The 19339-nt window shown below is 50.3% G+C and carries 19 protein-coding genes and 1 tRNA gene; 10 read left to right on the top strand and 10 right to left on the bottom strand.

The features are described from left to right. Positions 1 to 40 precede the first annotated feature (40 nt). Positions 41 to 1027, top strand: a complete 987-nt coding sequence (locus BD_RS12860) for a hypothetical protein (protein WP_231839175.1) — start codon at positions 41 to 43, stop codon at positions 1025 to 1027. On the opposite strand, the gene BD_RS12855 is transcribed toward BD_RS12860, so the two are convergent. Continuing rightward, a complete protein-coding gene (locus BD_RS12855) occupies positions 1024 to 1629 on the bottom strand; it encodes an HAD family hydrolase (protein WP_011165196.1) in 606 nt (201 codons plus the stop codon). The two genes, BD_RS12860 and BD_RS12855, sit on opposite strands and share 4 nt — an antisense overlap. Positions 1630 to 1704: 75 nt before the next feature. On the opposite strand from BD_RS12855, the gene BD_RS12850 reads away from it, so the two are divergent. Continuing rightward, positions 1705 to 2613: a hypothetical protein gene (locus tag BD_RS12850; RefSeq protein ID WP_048349764.1), complete on the top strand. Its 909-nt coding sequence runs from the start codon at positions 1705 to 1707 to the stop codon at positions 2611 to 2613. Here BD_RS12850 and BD_RS12845 read toward each other — a convergent pair. Next, entirely contained in the window at positions 2601 to 4367 is a 1767-nt protein-coding gene (locus tag BD_RS12845; protein ID WP_011165193.1) for a tetratricopeptide repeat protein, read from the bottom strand. The genes BD_RS12850 and BD_RS12845 overlap by 13 nt on opposite strands. A 218-nt stretch (positions 4368 to 4585) precedes the next feature. Here BD_RS12845 and BD_RS12840 point away from each other — a divergent pair, with 218 nt between their 5' ends. Continuing rightward, positions 4586 to 5497, top strand: a complete 912-nt coding sequence (locus tag BD_RS12840; protein ID WP_011165192.1) for a hypothetical protein — start codon at positions 4586 to 4588, stop codon at positions 5495 to 5497. 27 nt (positions 5498 to 5524) lie between these two features. On the opposite strand, the gene BD_RS12835 is transcribed toward BD_RS12840, so the two are convergent. The 8 genes from BD_RS12835 to BD_RS12800 form a co-directional block, all read right to left on the bottom strand. Continuing rightward, complete coding sequence (locus tag BD_RS12835; protein WP_011165191.1) at positions 5525 to 5791, bottom strand: hypothetical protein; 267 nt, start codon at positions 5789 to 5791, stop codon at positions 5525 to 5527. 96 nt (positions 5792 to 5887) lie between these two features. Next, entirely contained in the window at positions 5888 to 6250 is a 363-nt protein-coding gene (locus tag BD_RS12830) for a hypothetical protein (protein ID WP_011165190.1), read from the bottom strand. A gap of 257 nt (positions 6251 to 6507) precedes the next feature. Beyond that, positions 6508 to 7713 carry a hypothetical protein gene (locus BD_RS12825; RefSeq protein ID WP_011165189.1) on the bottom strand — a complete coding sequence of 402 codons (1206 nt, stop codon included), beginning with the start codon at positions 7711 to 7713 and terminating at the stop codon, positions 6508 to 6510. Positions 7714 to 8155: 442 nt separating this feature from the next. Then, positions 8156 to 8231, bottom strand: a tRNA-Gln gene (locus tag BD_RS12820). A gap of 270 nt (positions 8232 to 8501) precedes the next feature. Continuing rightward, positions 8502 to 8828, bottom strand: coding sequence for a septation regulator SpoVG (gene spoVG / locus BD_RS12815; RefSeq protein WP_011165187.1), 327 nt, complete (start codon positions 8826 to 8828; stop codon positions 8502 to 8504). A 291-nt stretch (positions 8829 to 9119) separates the two neighbouring features. After that, on the bottom strand, positions 9120 to 10544 hold the full coding sequence (locus BD_RS12810; RefSeq protein ID WP_011165186.1) for a trypsin-like peptidase domain-containing protein: 1425 nt from the start codon (positions 10542 to 10544) through the stop codon (positions 9120 to 9122). A 14-nt stretch (positions 10545 to 10558) separates the two neighbouring features. Continuing rightward, positions 10559 to 10807 (bottom strand): DUF1844 domain-containing protein, encoded by a 249-nt coding sequence (locus BD_RS12805; RefSeq protein WP_011165185.1) that lies wholly within the window; start codon positions 10805 to 10807, stop codon positions 10559 to 10561. A gap of 45 nt (positions 10808 to 10852) precedes the next feature. Beyond that, positions 10853 to 11665, bottom strand: a complete 813-nt coding sequence (locus tag BD_RS12800) for a M48 family metalloprotease (RefSeq protein WP_011165184.1) — start codon at positions 11663 to 11665, stop codon at positions 10853 to 10855. A gap of 158 nt (positions 11666 to 11823) precedes the next feature. Here BD_RS12800 and BD_RS12795 point away from each other — a divergent pair, with 158 nt between their 5' ends. The 7 genes from BD_RS12795 to BD_RS12765 are packed head-to-tail and all read left to right on the top strand — an operon-like array spanning position 11824 to position 19337. After that, complete coding sequence (locus BD_RS12795; RefSeq protein ID WP_038451994.1) at positions 11824 to 12798, top strand: AAA family ATPase; 975 nt, start codon at positions 11824 to 11826, stop codon at positions 12796 to 12798. Next, entirely contained in the window at positions 12798 to 13667 is an 870-nt protein-coding gene (locus BD_RS12790) for a DUF58 domain-containing protein (protein WP_011165182.1), read from the top strand. The genes BD_RS12795 and BD_RS12790 overlap by 1 nt, the downstream gene beginning before the upstream one ends. Next, the gene (locus BD_RS12785; protein ID WP_011165181.1) at positions 13667 to 14566 is read left to right on the top strand and encodes a hypothetical protein; all 900 of its coding nucleotides are present in this window, start codon (positions 13667 to 13669) and stop codon (positions 14564 to 14566) included. The genes BD_RS12790 and BD_RS12785 overlap by 1 nt, the downstream gene beginning before the upstream one ends. Beyond that, entirely contained in the window at positions 14563 to 15573 is a 1011-nt protein-coding gene (locus BD_RS12780) for a vWA domain-containing protein (protein ID WP_011165180.1), read from the top strand. The genes BD_RS12785 and BD_RS12780 overlap by 4 nt, the downstream gene beginning before the upstream one ends. Beyond that, entirely contained in the window at positions 15573 to 16637 is a 1065-nt protein-coding gene (locus tag BD_RS12775) for a vWA domain-containing protein (protein ID WP_011165179.1), read from the top strand. The genes BD_RS12780 and BD_RS12775 overlap by 1 nt, the downstream gene beginning before the upstream one ends. After that, the gene (locus BD_RS12770) at positions 16634 to 17371 is read left to right on the top strand and encodes a tetratricopeptide repeat protein (RefSeq protein WP_011165178.1); all 738 of its coding nucleotides are present in this window, start codon (positions 16634 to 16636) and stop codon (positions 17369 to 17371) included. The genes BD_RS12775 and BD_RS12770 overlap by 4 nt, the downstream gene beginning before the upstream one ends. After that, positions 17355 to 19337: a BatD family protein gene (locus BD_RS12765; protein WP_011165177.1), complete on the top strand. Its 1983-nt coding sequence runs from the start codon at positions 17355 to 17357 to the stop codon at positions 19335 to 19337. Before BD_RS12770 ends, BD_RS12765 begins: the two co-directional genes overlap by 17 nt. Positions 19338 to 19339 lie beyond the last annotated feature (2 nt).

Here is a 19339-nt window from a genome sequence, read left to right as displayed (position 1 = left end):
AACTCTGCAAGCCTGGCACATTTTGCGCTATAAGCAGGGAATGGTTCCAAGTCGTTTGAAAGCCGTTTTTATTTTAATGTTCGGTCTTGTGGTCAGCCTGTGGGGCCGGGCTGCCGACCTGACCTCGGTCTTTCATAAGGCCTACGCCGATAATTCGCAGCTAAGTCTGACCGAGCAAGCTCAACTTCGCCCATTTGATTTCTATCTGGTTCCGGGCATTTTGTCTGAAGCCTTCTTGAAAGAGGACGACCGATCCTCAGTCAGTTTTGCCCGCCTGACCGGGGACTATCTGGGAACCCAGCAGGATCTGTTGCAGAAAGTGTATAAATTTAATTCGGTCAGACTTTCCAGTTCTTCCAAATCGGTTTCTGAAATCAAAGAAAACATCCGCAAGGCACTAGATCAGTCCGCCCGTGCTGGCAGAAAAGCCGTGTTACTGACACACTCTTTGGGTGGCCTGGCACTGCTAGAGTCACTGGTGGATTTCCCCCATCACAGGGACTCTGTGGCGGGGATCGTGTTTCTGCAAAGCCCGTTCTATGGTTCGCCGATTGCGGATGCGTATTTTGATAATCCGCTTTATCTGGATAAGCTCCTGGGCACGGTGATTCCTTTTTTCAACACCTCGCCAGACACCATTCGTTATCTGGGAACTGCCAGTCGTTCGCAGTTCATGAAAGATAACAGCGAAGCGATCTTGTCCCTCACACGCATTCCGATGATCACCGTGGGCGGAGTTGTAAACGGGCAGAAGAGTTTGTTCACTCCGGCCGTCAATATTATGGCGATGGGATGTCTGGAGCAAGTCTTCGGCCACTGTGTGGTGCGACTTTACTCAGGACCTTATGACCTCAGTGACGGCATGGTGCCATTTGAAAGTTCCAAGCTTCCTGATGTGGACTTTGTCCGTCTGGATGGCGCCGACCACGGCGAGACCGTCGTAAATATTCCCTATCAACAATATGACAAAGTTCGTACGACCACGGCCTTGCTGCGTCTGCTGCTGCCGTTCTTGAATCGTCTTTAGCGGGTGTGAACAAGACTGTAACTGTCGGTGACCTTCAGGCAGTTCATCCCTGCGGTGTGGGCCGCTTCAATTCCCAGCACAGCATCTTCAAAAGCCAGACAATCCGTCGGAGCCGCGTTGACTTTCGCAGCGGCAAGTAAAAAGCAGTCCGGTGCGGGTTTTCCCTGCGTGTAATCCTCGGCGCACACCAGGGTGTCGAAATACTTCTGAATGCCCAGTTGATTCATCGTCAGTTCCACGATCTTGCGGCGGCTGCCGGTGACAATCGCCATCGGCAGTTTGCCGTGATAGTGCTCGATGATCTCCATCACGGAAGTGATGGGGGTGACATCGTTCAAAGAGGCCAGATAGTGGGATTCTTTTTCTTTCACAAACTGCTCTGGATCAATCCGGGTCTGGTGCAGTTCATTCATCATCTCAACAATGCGGGCCGTGGGTCGGCCGGCCCAGGACAGGTGTTGCTCGCGACTGAGCGACAGATCATACTTGTCCAGGGCTTTGTTCCAGGCTGCAAGGTGGGCAGGCATGGTGTCGGCGACCGTGCCGTCGAAGTCAAACAGCAGAGCTTTAAAAGAGTGCTCAGGAAAGAAATGATGAAGCATGGATGGGTTCTCCGAATCAGAAATTAAATCTAACAGTTCAAGTTTAATAGTACTATCCTTAAATGGGGAGTGATCATGAAATACGCCAGACTATGGATCGGTTTGCAGTTGGTTTTAACGGGTTCCTTTTCTATGGCCGGTGCGCCCGAAGCTCAGCGCGTGGCCCTGCAGGCGCCAGAGTGCAAATCCATTCAGCCCTTTTACTGGGAAATTGGAAACTCTCAAGGGCTTCTGGTTGCGGGGTCACCAGGCAAAAAGTACGAACGCCAAGATGAAATGAAAATCGCCTCGGCTTCAAAATGGATTTTTGCAGCCTACTACATCGAACTAAAAAAAGCTGTGTTGGCAGAGCCAGACAAGAATTTGCTCTTGATGCGCGGAGGGTATGATCAGTTCAACGTCATGCCCTGTGCTTTGCGCCTGACCGTAGAGGCGTGCTTCCAGGCCCGCAGCAACAGCACGGTGAACCCCGGCAATGTGGGTAAATTTTATTACGGCGGGGGCAGTGCGCAGGCTTTGGCGGTCGGTGCGGGCTTGGGAAAATTGAACCGCAAAAAACTGAGCAAAGAAATCGAAGGCACACTGAAGAACAAATTCAGCCTCAGTTACTCGAATCTGGCTTTGGCCGGTGGTGCGGAAATGAACGTCGAAAACTACGCTCGTTTCCTGCAGGAAATACTTAAAGGCACCTATCTGATCAAGGATCTGTTGGGGGCTGATGCGGTTTGCACCCATCCGGCGACCTGCAAGCAGGCCGCATTTTCTCCGGCCAAAGAAGACTGGAAGTATTCTTACCATCACTGGGTTGAAACCAACGGCGGCCCGGTCGAGGCTTACAGCAGCCCCGGGGCCTTTGGTTTTTACCCTTGGATCAGTGCCGATAAAAAAACCTACGGAATCGTGGCCCGCGAGGGCCGAGGGGAACTGGCGTACTGGGACTCGGTCCTGTGTGGACGCGCGATTCGTAAGGCTTATTTTAAGTAAGAAACCGACAGCGACAGTTCGCGCAGTTTGCTGCGAATCTTGCTGACTCGTTTTTGGTCCGTGGTCAGGCTTGCCGCCTTTTCATACATCTGTCGGGCTTTGTCTGCCTGGGAATGCATGGAATAAGCGTCTGCCAAATGCTCGGCAATGATGCTGGCCGAAGCCTGGTATTCGTGGGCCTTCTCCAAGACTTGAATGGATTCAGAGAAGCGTTTTTGTTTGAACAACACCCAGCCCAGCGTATCCAGCACATAGCCGTCTTTAGGATCCAGTTCCAAAGCTCGTCTTGCCAGTCGTTCAGCTTCTGGCAGATGCTGATTCAGTTCGGCCAATGAAAAGGCCAGATAGCTTAAGCTCTGCACGTGATTGGGTTCGATCTCCAGAACCTTTTTCATCTGTGCGATCATGGTGTCTTTTCTGCCCAGTCGGTCCAAAATCAGCGCATGCTGAAACAGCAGCTCGACATTCTTGGAGTATTTTGAAAGTCCCTGTTCCAGCACCTGGGCCGCCCCCAGATAGTCTGCTTTTGCATCCAGCAAAGAGGCATACATGGTATAAACCTGCGGTTTGTCCGCCTTGGTTTGCAGGCCTTTCTGGGTGATGACCAGGGCCTGGTTCAATTTGCCCTGTCCCTTCAGAAGGTGGGCTGCATGCACGATCGCTTCACTGAAGTGTTTGCTTGAATGCGGCACCTGCATGTAATTGCGGATGGCATTTTCCATGTCACCGGTTTCTTCCTGAACGGCCGCAAGGTAATAGCGCGCCGAATCCGCCGTCGGGTATTGAGCGACGATGTCTTTCAGTTTGGCTCCGGCCTGATTAAAACGTTTTTGTTCAATCAACAGCAGGGCCATCTTCATTTGCACATCCAACGAGGACTCGGAATTTCCGGAGATCATCTCCAGTTGGGAATAGGCTTTTTCCGAATCGCCGTCTTCGATGTAAATTTGCGCAATAAGGTCAGCGACCTTGGGGCTGAAGTTTTCTTGTTTTTGGTATTCCAGACACAAAGCCAGCGCTTTTCCGCGGTTGTTTTGCAGCAGGTACAGATTCGCAAGCGAGATCAACGCGTCTTCAAAGCCGGGTTTGATCTCCAGGGCCTTCTTCAGGGCTTTTTCTGCGGACTGTTGATGATTCACACCTTCCTGATCCAGATGGGTCAGGCCAATGTAATAGTAAACCTCGTGCGGCGTCTCATAGCCGGGGTCTTTCAGCAGCGAGTGGAAGTACTGCTCTGCTTTTTTGAATTCTTTTTTATCCGCATACAAAGACCCGATGTAAATCGGCGCCTCGCTGTTTTTGGGCTCCAGGTGCAAGACGGCTTTATATTGGGCAATCGCCTTGTCATAGGATTTGTCGGCGGAATACAGCCCACCCAAGACCAAAAGGGACTCGATATTTTTGGAATCTTTGGCAACGGCTTGTTCGGCCTTCAGGATGGCTTCTTTCACCTTGCCCACTTTGAGATATTCGGCTGACAGGCGCATTTGTACGGCTGCCGAATTTGGATCCAGCGCTGCGACCTTTTCAAAAAGGGCCACGGCTTGTTCGGACTTTCCTTCGCGGCTTAGCACATCGCCCATGATGAAGTTATAGTCAGCCTCTGCACGGACGTTGACGGGATCCAATGCGGATGACGGCGTCACTAGGCTTTGCATTTTTGGTTCGGTGTTTTTTTTCGCAGGCATGCTTGAGCAGGCTGTCAGAGTCAGTAGCAGGGCGGCACTCGTGGTCGTTTTGAAGGATAGACGCATCAGTTCTCCTTGTCAGAGTACAGTGTAAAGAACTTTGCTGATTTATAATAAATTTGTTGAAGATCGAGCCTAAGACTGGCCCTAGATGCGGTTTTCACGGCGTTAGGCAGGGTTGGATGCTAGTAATGTTCACTTGTCGCTGGACTGGGCTTTGCATTCCTTCGAAGGCGTGCGGAGTGCTTTGCTGTAAAAGCCAACTCTTTCAATAGGAAGATTCTGTGAAGACGTTTTTCGTCGCAATTTGTCTGTTGTCTATTTCTTGGTCAGCCCAGGCTGGGGCTTTGTCCTCTGCCGAGTCTTTATTGGCTCGTGACCTGCGAAATGCCAAGATCACCTTTGGCCACGAACAGCGGCTATATCATTACTTCGACATCTATCAGGAAGACGCCCCGGCCACGCAGGCTTTGATGGCGACGCCTCAAGGACGAAAGCAGGTTTTGCAGACTCGCATTTCTTATGCGACCTCCAAGTTTTGGTCCAAAACCTCTGGCAGCAAAGGGCTGTTTGCCGGGGAGGGCCTTTATCTGGCCATCGATCCCCATATTTCTGAAAGCTATGGCAAGATGATGATCGAATTCACGGTAAAGCCTGATTCTTATTATATCAGCTTGGCTCGTGGTCTTTATCTTAGCGCAGACACGGTGAAGGCTATTTATCAGGAAGGTCATCTGGTGGCGGACCCGGACAACGGCATTCCAGACACGATGCGGATTTCAGAGATGACTTTGGCGATGATTCTTCAGCCCGAAAACGCACGCTTCCGCTTGCTTCTGCAAAAAGCCCTGAAAAGTGAAAACATCATGATGGCCGAATATGTATGGCGTTCGGACCTGGATGTGGTTTGTGGAGAGGAATCCTTGCAGACTGCGTTTGTGTATATCGGGACGGATCCTCGGCTTCCAGAATTTAGCGCCGTTGAAATGGCCGATGTGAAGCAGGTTTATGCCGGGATTGCGATGACGGCAGGGGAGCAGCGAGCGTCCCGGGAAGCGCAGAAGCTGCGCAGCTTGATAGATATCAATCAGCAGGCGATGTCCGCCAACGAGATGGTTGAAAATGCCTTGGCGATTTATAAGTCTGAAAATGAATTTAAAAATGCCGTCGGGCGACTTCATGGGTGCAGACCCTAAAACCGCCGCAATCGGGCTTCAGGCGGGCTATTTGTTTTTGAATCCCAGGATGTCTACGTAAGTGATGCCTTTAGCTACTGAAGAAGATGGCGTCGCTCTTTGGCCTTTGATCTGAATTTTACCGGTATTGAAAAGCTCTTTGAATTCTGTGCGGGAAATCTCGCGCAGGTTCAGGTCTTCGTTTTGGTTTTTAATCGCCGTAAGCAGGACGCCATCAAGGCGTTTAGCAGACTTAAACAGCTCCAGAACGATGCGGAAGGATTTTGGGGGCTGTGGGGGGATGAAGTCTTGCATAACGTATTTCCTGTTTTTAGGGGATGACGGGCGAAACTCCCATAAAAACGGGGGGATGGGCAAGGGCTTTTGGTCCTTTTGTAGTTTTAACTGGTTCTAATAGCCAAGCAGGGCGTTGAAGCCTTCACATTGAGCCTCAACCGGGCCCGCAGGGGTTTGGATCGCCAGGTTCAGGGCATCGCCATAAGGGGACTGAGCGCCTTCCTGAGCAAAGGTGCTGACTACGAGTTTCCCGGACTTCCAAGCTTCCAGGCGAACCACGCCATGGGCGGCACGCAGGTAAAAATCAACTCCATTGGCAGAGCCTTTTTCAAGGGTCGCGTATTCGCGGTCCGGCTGTTCTTTAGAGGCTTTAAACGGGGTTTCGCTCGTGGTGATAGTGCAAACAGCAGCGTGAGCGTTTACGAACGGAGCCAGGGACAGAACGATCGCAGTCAGGGCACGTTTGAAGGTTTTCAAAGGTTTCTCCAGGGTTTTGGTTGCTAGATGATTTATTGTTTATCCCGGAAAAACGCAAATTAAGTGTTTGAAAGTGGGGGTGAAGGGGGTGGGTTTTGTAAATTTGGGAGGGGGCAAGTTGTGATCGAAAGGTTTCACTCAAAGGGTGTTTTGCTAACTAATGCAGTTAGGTTTTTATAGGGCTCGAGTTGCTTTAAAGAGAGGTTGAGTAGCCTTTATCTTGATTTCTCATTTTGTTAGCTTAAAGGTTTTCGACATTAGCTTTTTTCTTTTTCGGTGGAGATGGGGTCAAACACTGGAAACATATCAACTATATGCTTCGGAATAACTTGGCCGGCGATCTTTCTTTTTTCATCCCAACCAGGTGTCGAGTCATTTAGAATTGGTAACATCATGCGAACAAATTTTGGTTCAATCAATTCCAGCATGAAAGCGATGAAGTTCCGCGCCAATTCGACTTCATTATAAAGTTCATCTACATCTAAGCCGTGAAGCGAAATATCATGGAAAAAGTCTGTCATATAAAGATTTTCATCAAGCAGAGGGATGTGCCCCTGAGCAAAATACATTTGTTTACCAGTTATAGTAGGTGCAATACCTCCATGTAAGAGTCTGTTCCTATTTTTGAACAGAGGCTCAATTTGCTTAATTTTCTCTGAACTCATATCGACTTTAGACACGTGCATGCACATTGAATGGATATTTTTAAGTCGATTTCTCCATGGGGAAATTTTGAAATTGGTGAGCTCTTCAGTTTCGCGGATACTTGGTTTTGCGCAGAGGAATATTATTAGATTAATAAAAGACTCAATCCAAATTGGAATTATTAGTTTTAATGTAATTCTTCTTCTAAATGTGTCAGCAAAGTGCTTTGAATTTGCCGTCACGTCTTCTTGAAAAGAAGACGTGAATCTTGCGGGTCTGTTTTCGATTCTTTTGAGTTTTGGCTCCGCTTCAAGTTCGTCAATAATTTCCTCTACCATGTCTGAGAATTGAACGTAAGGATTGGAGAAAATGAGCCACTTTTCTAGGGTGGATTTTACTGTCTCAATCTCAGGTTTCACCTTCTTTTTTAGAGTTAAAAAAGCTTTTAGGAACTTTTGTTGATCATCATTTTTTGGATCTTTAGATCCTTTTATCAACACACTAAAATGGAAGAAGAAACCAGTGATGTGTATGTAGGTATTTTTGTATTTAAGCTCCCAAGCCCAATGAATAAGATTGTCTACATCATTTTTCTTCTTAAAGAGCATTTGAATGCCATTAGGCTCCCCAAATTTACTTTTGAGAATGCAATAGATGTCAACTGGTGTTAGCTCGGCGGAGACATCAAAATGAGATCCTGTTGTTCCCACAAACTTCTTGTTCTGTTTGCGCTCTTCGGCCTCAGCAAGTGCTTCATGTGGAGTCGCTGCATGCCAGTGTTCAATGTTTTGGATAAGCTCGTCGTACGTTACGTCCATTACTTTTTCAGCTTCCTGTAAACATTAGTATATATATAGGACCGCTAGGCTTGGCAATTTTAAGGACTTTGTTGGGAAATCTTTACGCGAGTTACACTAAGGAGCGACTTAAAAGCTGACTGCTGTCTTTGAATCGTTGCACTCCGAACTTGTAGTTTTGTCGAAGTGGAATTCTTGAGGTTTATGTTGTCTGATTTTTCAAGGAAAAATGGATGAGGTAGCAGGACTCGGTCTTCCCAGGTTGGGCTCCTGCCCAACCTTCCAGAGCCGGGGCCGCAATCTCGTCAGGCCATCCGGGCCTGCCGCCCCATTTACAATCCTCCCGTTGGTCGGATCGCAAACGGGTACGATTGCTCTCTTCGAGTCCTGCTACCCTGAAGACGTAGCAATGCCCGAAGCGAGTTTCCTGGTGTCTATGTTGTCTTATTTTTTAAAGGAAAAATGGATGGGGTAGCAGGACTCGAACCTGCGAATGACAGAATCAAAATCTGTTGTCTTACCAACTTGACGATACCCCAGCAAGATGATGCGTTCGAAGGCCCAAATTACGGATATTGCGGCCCAAAATCAAGAAAAGACTTTATGCGTTGAAAGATAACGCGCCATGGGCCTAGAAAAGAACCGGGAACCTTTTAATAAAAAAGCCCGTCAGGGATCTGACGGGCTAAGAATTCCAGGGGGTTTACTTGAAGCCGCCGTTGCTGGTTGCCTCCACATTAGGCAGCCAGGTGTGCGTGAGCAGGGAACTCGACCCCGGCCCCATGGCCCTAGGGTGAATCAAGTCAAACCTAGTAGTCGTCGTTGCCGTAGTCGCTCCCAGGAGCTTTTTGGCGTTTTAGACTGACCAGGGTTTCGCCCATGGATTTTAGTTCTTTTTCGTAGGCCTCAAATATGAGGTCTTCAATCATCGCCCGGGTCTCCTGATTCAGGGGGTGGGCGATATCGCGGAACTGACCGTCTTTGCGTTTTTTGCTGGGCATAGCCACGAACAAACCGCTGGTTCCTTGGATGACCTTCAGATCCCTCACGACAAAGCAATTGTCCAGAGTGATCGAGACGTAGGCCTTCAGCCGGTCCTCATTGACGGGGAAAACTTTCACCTCGGTGACTTTCATACAGTCCCTTTCTTGTTGCCGTTCTTGTTGCCATAACAGTTGCTCATTCTAAAAGCCGCTTGACCGGCCTTTTTGTCGCAATCTTGGAGCCAAACTATGGTCCGTATTTCTTCTCGGTGGACCCGCGAAAAACTAAAGACCTAGGTCGAGGATTTATTTATATTTTTACGGAAGTTCCGCGATCTGCCTCAATTTGAGGCAGGTGTTTACTTATATAGCGGCAAAATAAAAAAGCCCATCCGAAGATGGGCTTTGAAGCGCTGCTCTTTATTAAAGTTTCTGAGCTTAGAATTACTCGATGTTGATGATCTGAATACGGGTGTTGCGGGCAATTCTAAGGGTGTTCTTGCCCTTTTTAAGAGCCTTTAAAACGTCCTTGGCGGTGTCGACGGGCTGTTTATTAACATCCAAGATCACATCACCCACGCGCAAACCGCCCTTTGAAGCGTTGGAGTTTCTTTCCGTCTCGATCACCACCGGCTGCTTCATATCATCCGGCAGGCCCCATTCCTTGCGAAGCTCTGTGGTTGGATCAATCACCGTGAAGCCCAGATCAAACGGAGCTTTCTGACCTGCATAGGTTTTTGTCGCTGCACGAACTGCACGCTTTTCTTCGATACGTTCCGCCGTCACCACGTTCAGGGTCATTTCCTTGTTGTTGCGGATGATCTTGGTTTTAATCGGCTGACCGATAGGGGCGTCGGCCACCGCATCCATCAGATCCAAAGAGGTTCTGATTTTCTTGCCGTTAAACTCCGTCACGATGTCATACATCTTCAAACCCGCCTTCAAAGCCGGGCTGCCAGGGGACACCGCTGTGATCACCGCTCCACGCAGTTCGCCCAGTCCCAGGTACTCGGCCGCTTCCGGATCCAAGTCACCCAATGCTGTGCCCAGGAAACCACGGGCAATGCGGCCCTTGGATTCCAGGATAGGCAAGATGGCTTTGACTTCATCAATCGGAATCGCAAAACCGATCCCTTGCGCGCGCGCATCGATCGCCGAGTTCACACCGATCACCTGACCTTTGGTGTTCACCAGCGGACCGCCCGAGTTCCCCGGATTGATGCTGGCATCAGTCTGAAGCAGAGGGATTTTATTGATCTCTGTGATGTCGCGGCCTTTGGAGGAAATAATCCCCTTGGTCATCGAGTGACCGTGACCGAATGGATTCCCGAAGGCCGCCACCCATTCACCAACTTCCACGTCCTTGGAAGAACCCAGAACCGCCACCGGCAGTTTGGATTTAGGGTTGATCTTGATCAAAGCAATGTCCGTGCGCTCGTCGCTGCCGACAAGGGTTGCCTCAAACACGTCTGTGGATTTTTCGCTCAATTGAACGTTGATGATGTCGGCTCCGGCGATCACGTGGTTGTTTGTGACGATCAGGCCGTCTTCACGGATGATGAAACCGGTGCCCAGGCCCATTTGCTGCGGGCGCTGTTGCTGCTGTTGAGGCTGCTGCATGCGGAAGCCATAAAGTTGTTCCAGCATATCCAGCATCGGGTCGCGCATGCGCGGAGAGTTCTTGGGAATTGCCGTGGTGGAGATATTTACGACCGCCGGGTTGATGGCCTTGGCCAGTTCAACAAACAGATTCCCCGGCAGGGCGGCGCTCAGATTCATCTTCGGTGGATCTTTCGGGAGTTCCTTCGCGCCCGTTTGGGCTTGAGCGGTCATTGCGACAGACAGAATAAGAACCAACAGCGTCTTCATAGACAGTTTTCTCCTTACATAGACACAAATTTCATTTGCAGATCACTGATTAAGTTTTCCAAAAATTTGGCTTCATCGCCAGTCAGATTTCCTTTGGTCTTTTGTTGCAGGACCACCAAAAGGTCGATGTTAAAGCGAGCCATATTTTTATCTTTGCTCACTTCGCCGTTTTGAGGATTTGGAGCCAGACCCATAGCCATAATCGCCGAAGAGGCGACGGACATAATTAGGACTGAAAAGGAGGCTTCAATTTTTTCGTTCATAAATACCCTCTTTGTGAATGTGAGTTCCCTGATAATCCTGTCAAGTTAGATGGGGTAATAACCCATCAGCTTTTGCAAACGGACCTCAATGGCCGGGTGGGATTTCAGGAACAGATTCTTTTGTCTAAAACCTTCCGGGTTCACCATAAACAGGTGGCTGGTGCAGGCCGGGATGTCCAGCGGCTGGGTCTGAGCCAGACCCTCCATGCGCCACAAAACTTCACCCAGACGGTTGCGGCTTTCCAAAAGTTCGGAAGCCATCAAATCATTTTCAAAGAAGGACTTTTCCACCACCACAAGCTTGATGATCAGCCAGCCAATCGGGGACAGCAGGGGCATAAAGAACTGAAGCTTATAAGGTATCAGATTGTCCAGGAACTGTCCCAGACCTACCACGGAATTGGCCATTGTGCTGCTGACACTGAATGCGAACGTATCCAGACGGCGGATGTGGCAGATTTGATGGGCGACGACGGCTTCAAGCTCTTCATCGCTCAGCTTTTGCAAAAGGCCCGCAGTGAAACCCAAAGATCCGCGCTTCCAGGAATGCCCCACGCAGAAGGCATTCACGGACGCATGTGGGGTGATGTAGACCGCGGGTGGCGGCATGGACAGTTGGGCTGACATCTTTTGAACCTTGTCGATCAGGCCCCAAGAATCCTGGCCCTTGATTCGTTGTGCGTTCAGTTTTGCCAGCACGCGGCTTTCGCCATAAAAGAACACAAAGAAGTTCAAAAGAACCGCAAAGAAGAAACCAATCAACAACCCCAGACGTTCCCCGAACTGGTAGCCAAGAACCAGCAGGGCCAGAGAGCTTGATAGAATGAATATCCAGACTTTTGTATTGTTGTTGATCATATAAAATTAGTCCCACTAAACCCGACCCTTGGCAAGCACAGGAACGGCGCATAGTTTTTCGTCGGGATTTCACTCTAAGCTTGCGAAGATTCAGAGCAAATTGTGAAATAGAGAGGTTCATCTACTCTGGAGGCAAGAACGTGAGTGAAGTCGATATCATGGCCCTGAATGCCGCAATCAAGCAAGAGAGCCAATTCATTGATAAAATGATGGCTGAAATCAACAAGGTTGTCGTTGGGCAAAAGGAAATGGTGGAGGGCATCATGATGGGCCTTCTGACCGGCGGCCACATCCTGCTGGAAGGTGTGCCTGGCTTGGCGAAGACGCTGACCATCGCGACCGTTTCAAAATCCATTTCATTGGATTTCCAACGCATCCAGTTTACGCCGGATCTTCTGCCAACGGACTTGATTGGTACCATGATCTTCAATCCCAAATCCGGTGAATTTGCTCCGCGCAAAGGACCGATCTTCACGAACATCGTTCTGGCGGATGAGATCAACCGTGCGCCGGCGAAAGTGCAATCCGCCCTGCTTGAAGCCATGGCTGAAAAACAAGTCACCATCGGGGATGAGTCCTACAAACTTTCAAGCCCGTTCTTAGTTCTGGCGACTCAGAATCCGTTGGAACAAGAAGGTACTTATCCGCTGCCGGAAGCCCAGATGGACCGTTTCATGTTCAAGATCAACGTCGTTTACCCAGGTAAAGGCGAAGAGCTTGAAATCCTCAACCGCATGGGCACCAACGAAAAACCGGAAGTGCAGCCGGTGATTTCAAAAGAAGACCTTTTACGTGCGGCTCACCGTGCGGATCAGATCTATGTTGATAACAAAATCAAAAACTATATCGTGGAATTGATCATGGCCTCCCGTAAGCCGGGTGAATACGGTTTGAGCCGTATTGCGAACCTGATCAACGTGGGTGGTTCTCCGCGTGCGACGATCAGCTTGTATCGTGCGGCGAAAGCTCACGCGTTCTTGCGGGGTCGCGGTTATGTGACCGCCGAAGACGTGAAAGCCATTGCGTACCACGTTCTGCGCCACCGTCTGATTCTGACGTACGAAGCCGAGGCTGAAAACATCAGAACCGATGACATCATCAAAGAAATCCTAAGTCAGGTCGAGGTGCCATAGTGAGCTTGCCTCCTGAGGTCTTAAAGAAAGTCAAACTGCTCGAGATCAACACAAGAAAGCTTGTGAACAATCTCTTTGCCGGTGAATACCACACGGCCTTCAAAGGGCAGGGGATGACTTTTGCAGATTTCAGGGAGTACGTTCCGGGCGATGATGTTCGTTCGATCTCCTGGCCGCTGACCGCGCGCACGGGAAAGCCGTACATCAAAACCTTCGAGGAAGAGCGTGAGCTGACCCTGATTCTGGCCGTGGACGTCAGTGGTTCCAGTGATTTTGGAACCGGGCCTTACTTTAAGGGCGAAGTCATGACCCACATGGCAGCGCTCCTGGCGTTTTCTGCGGTGAAGAACAACGACCAGATTGGTTTGTTGCTTTTCAGTGATCAGGTGGAACACTTCGTTCCACCGAAAAAGGGGCGGGGCCACGTGCACCGTCTGCTGCGTGATTTGTTCTATTATAAACCCAAAAGCCATCGCACGAAGCTTTCTTCCGGATTCTCTTATTTGCAGGGGATTTTGAAGAAACGCGCGACGGTGTTTGTATTCAGTGACTTTATGGATCAAGGCTTTGAACAGTCCTTGCGTTTGCTGGGAAGAAAGCATGACGTCGTGGCCTGTGTGGTGAACGATGCGGCCGAGTATTCTTTGCCTTCCATGGGTGTGATCGAAGTGCAAGATGCCGAGACCGGGGAGATCGTCACCGTGGACACGTCTTCGCAATCGTTCCGTGCCCAGTATGAAGAGGCCGTGGCCAAACGCAAAGAGGCTCGGGATCGTCTGCTTCGCCTGGCTCAGGTGGAGCGTGTGGATGTGAAGTCCAGTGAGGATTATGTGAATCCTTTGGTGGCCTTCTTTAAGAAGAGAAGATAATGGCTTTAATTCAGTGTAAGGCAGAAATTCCCGCAGTCGAGGGACTGAAAGACAACGAGCTCACCGTCGGGCGCGAGTTTCTTTTGGTGTGTGACGGGGAATTCCCGCGCGATCTTCAACAGGAAAAACTTCATTTTGTCCTGAAGCCGGAACAAAAATACCAGATTAAACTTCTGGGTTTTGAGTTTCGCTCGCCGACCGTGGCCGACATCAAGGCCACCGCTTACACGGCTGGCAACATTCCCTTTGAAAACCTGCAACTGAGTGACGGCGTGCAGACTCTGGATCTGGGGCCGATACAATACGCGGTGACCTCGGTGCTTCCGCCGCCACCGCAAAATCCGGGTGAACAGCCCGTGAAACAAGAACCTTATGGTCCGATCGGGCCTGCCAGCATTGGGGTGCCGATGCTTTATTGGGGAATTTTAGCGGCATTCCTGGGTGTGATTGCTTTGATTGCCATCACCAAGATTTATCGCGTGATTCAAAGACGCAATATGCTGGAACGCCTGCGTGAACATGACTCGGCCTTAACACCGCTGTCTGAATTCCATCAAAACTATCGCCGTCTTCAGCGCACCAATCCGGTCTTCTTTGGCAAAGACGCCAAAAAAGAAGAAATCGAACAGGTGCTGGTTGAAACCAACAAGATGTTTAAGCTTTTCCTGACCCGCCAGTTCCGCGTGCCGGCTTTGGAGTGGAGCGAACGTCTGGTCATCAAGGATATTAAAAAATATCATCGCAACGTCTATGTGGAAGCGGGCGAGGGCCTGCTGAAGCTGTTCCATGAATATCAGCACGCGTTCGCGGATAAGCAGAACCTTTCCAGCAGCGACGTTTTGAATCTGGCCACCCACTGCCGCACTCTGGTAGAGAAAATGGAAAGGGTGTCCTCATGATCTATCATTCCTTGTGGGCCCTGTGGTTCCTGCTTCCGCTGGTTTTGATTCTGATCTGGAACTTCTGGAAAAGAAAAAAGAAGACGCCGACATTGCAGTTCGGCTCGGTTGAGCTGTTAAAGTCTGTGACGCCGACTGTGCGCACGCGTTTAATGCACCTGCCGGTGATCTTAAAATCCCTGGCTTTGGTATTTGCGATTGTCGCATTGGCGCGTCCGCAGGAAATGAACACCAAGATCCGCAAGAATGTGGAAGGGATCGACATCGTCATCTGTCTGGATGTTTCTGATTCAATGCTGATTGAAGACATGAAACCTTTAAACCGTCTGGAAGCCGCAAAAGAAACCATCGCGAAATTCATCAGCGCGCGGACTTCAGATCGTATCGGTCTGGTGGTCTTTGCCGGTGAATCCTTCACCATGGTTCCACCCACGCTGGATTATCAGATGATCTTGCAGCGGGTGAATGAAATCTCCAGTGCGTCGAGTGCAAAAATCAAAGACGGAACCGCTTTGGGTGTGGCGATGGCCAATGCCGCCGGCCGCTTGAAAGACTCCCAGGCCCGCAGCCGGGTCATGATCTTTATGACGGACGGGGAGAACAACTCGGGCACCATCGATCCTGAAACGGGTCTTGAGATCGCCAAGGGTTACGGCATCAAGGTTTATTCCATCGGTATCGGTAAAGACGGTCCGACGCGCATCCCGGTTTATTCCCGTGATATCTTTGGTCAGAAGGTAAAAACCTATCAGCCATTTGAAAGCACGGTGAACGAGGACCTGCTGGGTCGTATGGCTTCTGATACGGGCGGTAAATACTATCGCGCCACCACGGAAGGGGCTTTGCAAAAGGTCTTTAGTGACATCGACACTTTGGAAAAAACCAAGATCGATGTGAACAAGTTCACCAACTACACTGAAAAATTCCCGCCCTTCTTGATTTGGGCTTTGGTTCTTTATTTGGCCGGACTGCTTTTGGGCCGTTCCTGGTTAAGGAGGGTGCCATAATGTTCCGCTTTGAAAACCTTGCGGCATTTAATTATTTGTGGCTGATCCCGGTGATTATCATTGTGGGCTTTATCTTTGATCGCATGTCGCGAAAAAAGATGGAAGCCGCCATCGGTTCAAGACTGTATCCGTTCCTTTCAAGTTCTGTATCGCGCAAGAAGCGTTCGATCAAAACCACTTTGCAGGTTTTGGCCGTGCTGTGTTTTGTGCTGGCTTTGGCACGCCCACAAATGGGTGAATCCCAACAGGAAGTCAAAAGTGAAGGGGTTGAGATCATCTTCGCCGTCGACGTTTCTGAAAGTATGATGGCCGAAGACGTGAAACCGTCCCGCTTGGCACAAGCCAAAGCCGAACTGAGCCGTCTGGTGGATCTGATGCCGGGAAATAAAGTGGGCATCGTGGCCTTTGCCGGATCGGCGGCGTTGTTGTCGCCCCTGACAAACGATCCGGGCGCAATCAAAATGTATCTGGAATCCCTGGAGCCCAGCTCTGTGTCCTCGCAAGGGACAAACTTCACAGAAGCTTTGAAGATCTCCAAAGAAGCCTTCGAGCGCGGTGGGGTTTCCACCGATGAAACCGTGAAAGTCACGCGCGTGATCCTGATTGCCTCCGACGGGGAAGATCACGAGCAGGGTGCATTGGATGAAGCCAAGAAAATGGCTGGTGAAGGTGTCAGAATCTTCTCGCTGGCTTACGGCACGGAAAAAGGCGGGGCGATTCCCGTTCGTGACGGCATGGGCTTTTTAAAAGGTTATAAAAAAGACCGTCAAGGTCAGACCATCCTGACGACCGTCAAAGGCGATGCCTTGCGCGCGCTGGCTGAAGCCGGTCAGGGCAGCTTCTATTTCGCCACATTTGGGGGCGAGCAGACTAAGTTGCTTGTCGAAGACATCAGCAAACTTGAAAAAGCCCAGTTCGACACGACTATGGCCACCCAGTACGAAGAACGCTTCCAGACAGTGTTGATGTTGGGAATTATCATCGCGCTTCTAGAACTGTTCCTGGGTGAACGCAGAAACTCTTTCCTGTTCTGGAAAGGTCGTTACGAGGTGCCCCCCGCATGAAACACTTGGTTGGTGCATCCATAATCGCAGTTGCTTTGACAGGGTGTGGGCCGGGCAGGCCTCATCTTAAAACTCTGGAGTTGAATCGTGAGGGGAATAAAGCCCTGACGGCGCAGACTTATCCGGGAGCTATGGAAAAGTATCTTGAGGGGCTTCGTTATGATCCCTTTGTCAGTCAGCTGCATTTGAATTTGGGTTTGAGCTTTGAAGGTATGCAGCAGGCGGAAAAGGCACTGCAGTCTTATCGTGAAGCTGAGAAGCTGGCCTTGGTCGACAAGAATTTTGAGCTGGTGTTTATGGCGCGCTTTAATCAGGCGCAGCTTTTAGGCAAAGCTAAACAAGTGGACGAAGCCTTGGCCGTCTATCAAAAGGCCCTGGAGATCATTCCTTCTTCCAAGGAAGTGAAAACCAACATCGAGCTTTTGACCCAGCAACAGCAGGGTCAGGGCGGCGGTGAAGGCAAACAAGATCAGCCGCAAGACGGTGATAAGAATCAGCAGAATCAAAATCAGGATGGTAAAGATCCTAAAGAAGGCGACAAGGATCAGGAACAAAAAGAGGGGAAAACCCCTCAGCAGTCCCAAAAGTACAAGCCTCGTCCGTTCAACGGGAAAGAGCTGACTGAAGGGGACGTGAAAAAGATCCTGGGCGAATTGAAACAGCAGGAAGAAAAAATCCGTGCTGAATACAATCGCAAAGATGTGAAGGAGCAGCCTCGTGACAAAGACTGGTAATTTCCTGTTCTTTCTAAGTTTTATTTTCTTCGGGCTTTTTGCCCAAGCCGCGGGCACCACCGTGCAATCCACTGTGGATCGCACCGAGATGGGCCTGGGCGACACGTTCACGTTGAGTGTGGCGGTGACTTCCAGTGAAGATGTCGACATCCAGGACCCGCGTTTGCCGGATCTGGACGGGTTTGATCTTTTGAACAACTGGCAAAGCAATGCCGTAGCTCAGAAGCTGGTGAACACGCCGTCCGGGATGCAGTTTCAGACCCAGCGTCGCAAAGAATTTCACTATCAGCTCAGCCCTAAAAAGACCGGCACTCTGAGTGTGGGGTCCTTTGAAGTGGTGATCGGTGGCAAAGTTCACCGCACCCAACCCATCGTGATCAAAGTCGGTCAGGAAAGCATGGGGGCCGGCAAACCGCCGAAGCGTCCGTCAATGGCGCCTCCGGGCTTTGATGATCCGTTTGAATCCATGGATCAGGCCGAACAAGAGATCTTTGATCAGTTGTTGCGTCAGCGCCAAAGACTTTTGCAGCAGCAAATGCAAGGCCAGCAGCAGGAAGACTATGGTGGTTATCCGAATTCCACAGGTTTGCCAGAGGCCGCTTTCCGCAGCCTGCCGACCAACCCGAACGAGGCCTTTTTCATTTCTGTTGAAGTCGATAAAACGGAAGTCTTTGAAGGTGAGCAGGTTACGGTGAATTGGTACATCTACACCCGTGGTCAGATGGAGACCCTGGATCGCCTGAAGTTCCCAAGCCTGAAAGGCTACTGGAAAGAGATCATCGAGGAAGTTCCCTCCATCCAGTTCACAGAAGAAATCGTCAACGGCACGCCTTGGAAAAAGGCCCTGCTGGCGTCCCACGCCCTGTTCCCGATCAAACCGGGGACGGCGACAATTGATGAATACAAGATCAAATCCCGCGTGCGTCTGCCGACTCAAGGGTTTGGCTTCTATGGCAAGCCCTACGAATACACCAAAAGCTCGGCCGCGGTGCCGGTGAAAGTAAAACCTTTGCCAGTGGAAGGGCGTCCTGCGGACTTTACCGGAGCTGTGGGGCAGTTTGAACTGCATGCGTCTGTCGAAAATCCGCAGGTGTTGGTGAATCAGCCGTTCAGTCTGAAAATCCGCTTTGAGGGTGCTGGCAATGCGAAGATGATTGATCTTCCGGCTTTGAACCTGCCAACGGGCCTTGAGCAGTACGACAGCAAGTCGGAATCCAAGTTCTTTAAAAACGGGCGCAGCTATAAGGAATTTGAAGTGCTGGTGATTCCTCGTCAGGAAGGCCAGATGGTTTTGCCGGGATTGAGTGTCAGCATGTTTGATCCTCAGACGAAGAAGTACTACACCCGCACCACTCAAGCTATCAATCTGACAGTGTCCAACAATCCGAATGCGCCCGTGGGTTCTTCTTCACGCATGGCCGACGCCGGGAAAAAAGCCGACGCTCCGAAAGTGGTTGAAAACCGTCTGCCGGATCCTTTGATGCAGTGGCAGCCGGCCGCAGAGGCCAGCGTCCTGTATCGTCCGTGGTTGTGGGCAGTATTGTATTCTGTAGCGTCGTTGGTGTTGTTGGTGAAAGCTCAGCGTGAGTTCGGCTGGGGCCGACGTCGCCGTACTTTGAAAGAGCTCGTGCAAAAACGCTTTAAAGTTGTCGACTCCGCTCTGGGAAAAACGGATTACCGCAAAGTGGGTGTGGAAATGACCAACACCTTCTACACAGTTCTGGGTGAAGTGTCCGGCACAGGTGGTGCGGCCATGGAGATTGAACGATTGCTTGAGATCATTCCGCCAAGCATTCGCCGTGATCACGGTGACGCCATTGCAAAAAGTTTTGAATTCTTCCAGACCCTGAGTTTTGCGCCGGAAGAGATGCTGGGCAAAATGAAAGAAAAAGAAACCATGAAATCCCAAGTGGATCATGCTAAAAAAGTTCTGACCGCGGTGGTGTCCGCGGTCGAGGAGAAATAGAA

It is taken from the genome of Bdellovibrio bacteriovorus HD100, from assembly GCF_000196175.1.
GTDB classification, from domain to species: Bacteria; Bdellovibrionota; Bdellovibrionia; order Bdellovibrionales; family Bdellovibrionaceae; genus Bdellovibrio; species Bdellovibrio bacteriovorus.
Note: the sequence above shows the minus strand (reverse complement) of the source record. Positions and strands in the feature narration are given on the sequence as shown.